Below are 6,366 nucleotides of genomic sequence, written 5' to 3' on the forward strand. Positions count from 1 at the left end.
CGATGCCATCGCCATCCTTCCAGCATGTGCGCCGGCGATGACCGCAGCTAGAAGGTGATGATCAATCCCGTACTCAATATGCCGTAACGCTGATTAAATCGCTGCGATGTCAAACTGTTGTAAGCGAACGGAATCTCACCGGTAAATTGATTGCTCATATACTGACCTCTGACAAAGATCGCGGCGTTATGGACGATTTTGTACATGACTTCACCCATCAGGATGTGATTGCGCTTATTGACGACGCCACCCCTTCTTTGAATGATGTCGTCCACGCCGCTCCGGTTCAACGCTTGGTATTGATATCCGGCTCGCAGCTGCCAATCATCCTTGCTCCACTTCGCCATCATGCCGGCCTGGAAATAGCTCGCGTTATACTCGGTTTCTTTTTTCACATCGATGCCGAAGACGCTGTTCGGTACCGAAAAACGATCGATCGCTGTGCCCGCATTGCAAGGTTGCGCGGGGGTTCCGACGACCTCGGTTGAGCCGAACGCCAGGTTGTAGTTGCAGCCGTTCAGGGTAATGGCGCCATTCAATGAACCGACCCTGACCCGGCTAACGCCGCCACCGGCAAACATTGATAACTCCGTGTTCTCCAAAATTTTCCAGCTGCCGATCAGATCGAGCTGATACTGAATATCTTTAGGATCAGCAACCCTCACTGAATTCAAGGTGACGCCGCCAACCGTGGTAGGAGATGTTTTGTTCAACTCATTCGCATAATTGCCCCACGCTCCCAACCTCAGCGCCAGGCTTGGCAGGTATCCTGAGCCCTCGAGCATTTTGTACTGCGCTGCCACCTGCCAGGTATTAATCTTGGCGCTGTCGCTGCGATAATCAATTCGTCTTTCCCACAGAGCGCCATCCAACCAGAGCAGCGGCGTGATTGCCACGCCTGCACGCACATGCGCTCCGTGATAATTCCCTATATTGGTGCCGGCAAAATTCGGATCTCTATCGCGTACCTTGAACAGGTCAACCGTGCTGTTGAGCAGATCGTAGCTAGCTTCGATCTGGCCGCTCCCCGGTGTATTATTCTGATTGGCGGAAAGAAACGCATCCAGGGGCGCAGCGTTCACGGGGGAAAACATGTTTGCACAGCATACGAAGAGACCGAATAAAAAAAATTGTTTTTTCATCGAAAATTCCTAGATACGTCTATGCTGAGAAGCCAAGGAATTGGTGCAAGCGCCGCACTATGGACCGCTTCCTGCAACTGAATCAGGAAAGCCGGTTAGGCTTTCATATCCCCTTCTGGTGTTACCCCCTTCCGGCTTGGACTCGAATCAGCGAGCGGTGGATGAATCAGCTCAGGTGCTTTTGCAGCGCGACATTCCGGAAGTAAGCCAATCGATTGCCAGATACCCGAAATATTCGATTGTTATTGAGTCTAACGGCGTCGTCGAATTTCGCTACTGATAACTTTGACAGGAGTGCTCTGGATCACGCGAAATCATGTTTCGAAAAAAACACGCGACGTGCTATCATTTTTTTCATTTCAAAAATGATAATGTCGTTGAAACACAAAACATCCTCCGCTATCGATCGATAAAGATATGGCTAGAGTGCGAAGAAAATGAAAACGAAATTACAAAATAGTGTCTTTAAACTCGGCGCGATACTCCGCAAGCGGAAAATTGACTTCCCAACTCTGCTTGATCGCAGCATCCGGCCAATCGGCAGCTGCAGCATCGTCATCGGCATCGGCGCCGCCGCGATGGATATGAGACCGGCGTCGGATTACCTGCTGGCTGCCGGTGTGCTTTGTTATCTTGTCTCCTGGTTTGGAGACTGGTGGAAAAGCCGCTGAGGTCTGCCGGCGAACGCAAGCCAGGCTGGCGCCTCATGAAGTAGTGGACCAATTGCTGAACCCCATTCAGCATTGCGAACGGTCAAACGTTTATTGGACCGCGACAACCCCCTCAACGCCAAGACCGTTAACCCTGTGCGGGCTTGATCCCGTGACCGTGATAGACATACCTGTCACCGCATGGTCTATCTGACTCCGGATCTTTACGTTCGACACGACCATTTTCAGATTGAATTTACCCGTGATAATTGGCAGACTGGTCAATCCGATTTGATTCAATACCTTGTCGGCATTGAGCGTAAGCGTATTATTATCGACAGCAACAAATTGATGATCATTGAGATTCGTCAGCGTCTTATTGACGGCGATGCCGCTGCTGGTCTTGCTGTAGACATACAAATTGGAATCTGGCGGCACAGATATGAGCAATTGTTTATTGCTGCCAAGCGTCAAGTCGGCCCGATCCAAGAGGAATTGCACCACCCGTCCACTAGCGCCGGTATCGCTCGCCTCGATACCCAGGGCCACCTTAGTCGTCCTGACGCCTTGACTATTTTTGGGGATGGGATTTCCCGTCACAACCAATCCAAAACCGACCGTATTGATAGATGACGGCTTTTGAGCAAGGGTGACGCCGTTCATGAACTGATCCAGTGTATAGGTATGCCCGTTCAGGTTGACACTGTCATCCCGGATTGCAAAATAGTTGTTGGGCTTGCGCAGGTCAGCGACATCGATGGAGGGAGGCGGGATGCCGGCTTTGGCAGATTGCCGCACCACTTCGGACGTCAGCGCCGTGTTTGCCGCGGTGTCATTATTCTCACTGGCATCAGCCAACTGCCCCAGGTACGTGCCCGTCGCCGTCAAATCAACTTTACTTGCATTGCCAATCGTTAGCAAAGCCGCGAGTTGAGACGCTGCGTTCGCGATGACGGGATTCGACTGCAGCGACGTGGTTTGTTGAGTTAACGCCGCGTCGGCAGATGTGATCAAGGTTTCTGCCTGGACCGCGATGGCTTGGGAAACCAATGCCGACACACTGGCCGCACTATATGCGCCCAAGCTGGCCTTGATCGTGTCCAGCGCAGTGTTCCCGGTTACGGTGATATTTCCCATCGATTTCTGGACGATGCCGGAAACTAGCGAAAGATTGACGCTGCCGCTGCTGTCGACCAGTGCAGTCGTCGAGTTAGCTGCCAGAGTTGCGGTTACCGCGTTGGCTACCTCGCCGTAAATTGCCTGCGTGGACTCAGGACCGGTGTCCTGCGCCAAGCTCCCCAGTGTATCGGCGACTTGCTGAACGATTTGATGCACAGCCACGGTTTTTCTCAAAAGATCCGCATTGATCAATGCACCGTTGGCATTTCTCGCAGCCGGATCCACTTGAGTCACGTCGGTGCCAGCAGGCAGCCCCAAGGCAAAAGCGATTTTGGCGGCGCTAGAGGCGTCAGCCGCAGTCATCAAACTGGTTAGCGGCGTCACGACAGCAGTGCCGGCCGGTGCGCTGAGAAGGCCGGCAAACGGCAAGCTGGTGTCGATATTGGTGCCGCCGCTTACGACGATTGAACTCGAACATGCGGGCGAAAATGCAAAATTTCCCTGGCCGTCCGTCACTGCGACACTTTCGCTACCATCGGCTACACCATTGTTATTCGCGTCGCACAGAACCGATGCCGCGCTCAAATAACCATCCACCGCCTTCCCTGCCGCGGTTGTAGCCGCTCTCGGTGCTGGCGCGGCCGATCCGCCGTCGCCCCCGCCGCACGCGGCCAATGCCAAAGCGATAGCAAGCAACAGCGAAGTGTTTCTCTTCTCAATCATGTCATAGCTCCTGATAGGTCGCTGCACGAATACAAGTCGAGTCGTTGAATCAGTAGGGCTGTTGAACAAATCAAAATCAGGAAAGACTTTTTCGACACCGTTTTCAAATCTGCTGTGCAGCGGTAACCGTGGAATTTTGTGGGAATGGCGAGAATTCAGCTGCTAGCGAGTCTACCGCTGCCACGGAATTTCTCTACTGCCAATTGTGACAGGACCATCTTCGCCACTGCTAACTTTGACAGGTTAATCGTTTGGAGAGGAGCGGCGAATTCGCTTGAATTTCTCTGGCATTGCGGCATCGCCGGTCAGATTTGCGTTGCGAAATTCGCCGCACAGTTATGCTTTGACTTCTGGACAACGCCGACATAAGTCAATAGAGTTTGTATCCGAAGTCAACATGCTGGATTCATCCACCTACTCTTGGAGAGCACGATGTTTACCATTCTTCGACATGGCGAAAAAAATCATCCCTTCGCTTATCTCCGCAGTACACGCATGCAACCGTTGATGCATGCAAGCTCCACGACACTCGCTATTTCTGTGCAGGTGTCGCAATGACCAAGGCACCTCCAATTCGCGATTTCGCTGAACTCAGCGCTGGCAATTACGATCCTTCCGGCGTCTCCCCGCAAGGCTTTTTAGCTTCAAGCAACGGGCAAACAACGTATTCTGGCGGCACCTTAACAGTCCCGGCGCAAGTGGCGGTTTTAAAGGGTAGCGTGTTCAATATCGCACAACAAACCTTTACCCCGGCAACGCCATCGCATACGCTTGCGACAATGAACGCAGGTGTCGTGACGATCGTCCAAGCGGCGCAAATGCTATCCAAATTTAGCGTCACAGTGTCAAATGCCAGCGGCGGCACTGTCAGCGGCAGTCTCACCGTCAATGGCTTGGACGAGCGGGGTTTTGCATTGTCGGATGTGGTGACTGTCGCATCCGTCGCCAACGGCAATTCGTCCGTTAGCGCTTCCAATAAATACCTTGCGTCGATCACAAGCATTACGCCAATCAATGGAACCTTAAGCGCTCCCGGAGTGACGATCACCCTGACTGAAAAACAGTTCCGCAATCACCTTAAGATCGGCAATTCCGGAACCATCGTATATGCGAGCGACAATACCTACGCAGCTGATGAAGTGAAGCTTGCTACATTTGAAGTCATATCGACAGGTATCTTAAGCGTCCAGGATTGGCGGCTTCTTGGTGCTGTCCCAAAAGCGCAACGCGTCGGTTCCGAAATTGTCGATTGGAGCGGCGGTACCGCAGAAGGACCGCCGTCATGGCTGGGCAACTGCATCTACGTAGCCGCCGAAACATTGGACGGACATCTCATCATTGCTGGCAATGGCGGATTGATTTCCGAATGGGACGGGCAAATATTTACGACTACCTTGACCTGCCCGGGACTCGCCCTCGCCGACAATATTACCGCCATATGCAATGTCGGTTTGAACGTCAATGGACACGAAATTATATTTTTCGGCACATCGACCGGAATCATCGTCAGATGGGACAGAACTTCAAATAATTTTGGCAGTATCTCCGGCACCCCTCCTTCCAACATTAACAAGATGGTTAAAGCCAGCGGATCGGCTAATGCCTGGGTAATGGGGAGTGCAGGTTTCATTGGCTTTCTCAGTGAATCTGGCTCATCTGCGGCACTCGCGTCCTACACATCGAATGCATCCTTTTCCGCAGGAGCGGACACTGTCCATGACGGCGTGTACACGGACCGCCATCTTTATGCAGTCGGTGGCTCAGGCACCGGATTAAAATTCCACTCCTTCAATCTCGATACCTTCCAAGGCATCAGATTAGGTGCGTACTTGCCGGGAACGCCCGCGCAGTTAGGTGGCAGCGGAGCTTCGCCAGCAATTTTCGGCATAGGATTCGATCCTGCATCGCGCAAACTGCTGCTGGCCGGTTATGGCGCGACGCTATACATCGCCGAATGGGATACCACACAGCAGTACACAACCGGCACATTGCAATTTACGACGAGCGGCGCCACCACAATATCGGCAGGAACCGTGGCAAGCGATGGAAAAAATCTATATCAAACCACGGAGACTGCTGTAGTAGGGTCTGCTACAACTATCGCAGTTCCCGCCATCGCCCAGACTTCAGGATTTGCAGCATTAGCGGCAGCCGCAACCGTAACGACCATGCCGTCCCCGGTCGCCAACGTGACGGCAGTGACCAATATCACGCCATTTGGCATGGGCAGGCTGATCGCATCCGGGGGGGCCGAAGACATTCCAAACGGACTGTTGAGCAGCACCCCGTTAGCCGCAACATGGGACGGCACACAGTGGCTGATTGCCATGCAAGGTGGCGATGTGCTGTCATTTGACGGCACCCGCCTGACACGCTTGACTGACAGGTTCTCCTTCAAAGGACGCGCTACCGGCATATTGAAAGCGACTAAATGCACCTGGATATTTGGAGATGAGGGAAGATTATTTTCTATGCCGCGCTAGTATCCTAAGTCATTCATTCGTGTAGAAAAATGACCGACCGATAGATAGTGGAAATAAAAAGCCCGCGAACCTTGCGGCGGCGGGCTGAATCCAAAACTTAGGGAGAGTTGGAGGAGACGAATTCAATATAGTCCCGCCAAACCAATTCTCTATGCCTATTTACAGCTTATTACAGCGAGGGTGTGCTGGATTTTGTGTAAACGGAATTTCGTTTAGTTCGGCGTCATCCGCTCTTCAAACTGGATTGTG

The 6,366-nt window shown here is 52.5% G+C and carries 4 protein-coding genes; 2 read left to right on the plus strand and 2 right to left on the minus strand.

Translation table 11 applies throughout. The annotated features are described in order from the left end of the window. Window positions 1-47: 47 nt before the first annotated feature. The gene (locus tag AC07V8_RS24155; protein ID WP_494680849.1) at window positions 48-1,142 is read right to left on the minus strand and encodes a hypothetical protein; all 1,095 of its coding nucleotides are present in this window, start codon (window positions 1,140-1,142) and stop codon (window positions 48-50) included. 437 nt (window positions 1,143-1,579) lie between these two features. Between AC07V8_RS24155 and AC07V8_RS24160 the strand changes: the two genes are divergently transcribed. Next, window positions 1,580-1,813, plus strand: coding sequence for a hypothetical protein (locus AC07V8_RS24160; protein WP_494680850.1), 234 nt, complete (start codon window positions 1,580-1,582; stop codon window positions 1,811-1,813). A gap of 90 nt (window positions 1,814-1,903) precedes the next feature. On the opposite strand, the gene AC07V8_RS24165 is transcribed toward AC07V8_RS24160, so the two are convergent. Beyond that, window positions 1,904-3,634, minus strand: coding sequence for a hypothetical protein (locus AC07V8_RS24165; protein WP_494680851.1), 1,731 nt, complete (start codon window positions 3,632-3,634; stop codon window positions 1,904-1,906). A 554-nt stretch (window positions 3,635-4,188) separates the two neighbouring features. Here AC07V8_RS24165 and AC07V8_RS24170 point away from each other — a divergent pair. Continuing rightward, window positions 4,189-6,117: a baseplate J/gp47 family protein gene (locus AC07V8_RS24170; RefSeq protein WP_494680852.1), complete on the plus strand. Its 1,929-nt coding sequence runs from the start codon at window positions 4,189-4,191 to the stop codon at window positions 6,115-6,117. Window positions 6,118-6,366 lie beyond the last annotated feature (249 nt).

Source organism: Collimonas sp. GW821-FHT02H07 (assembly GCF_059421505.1).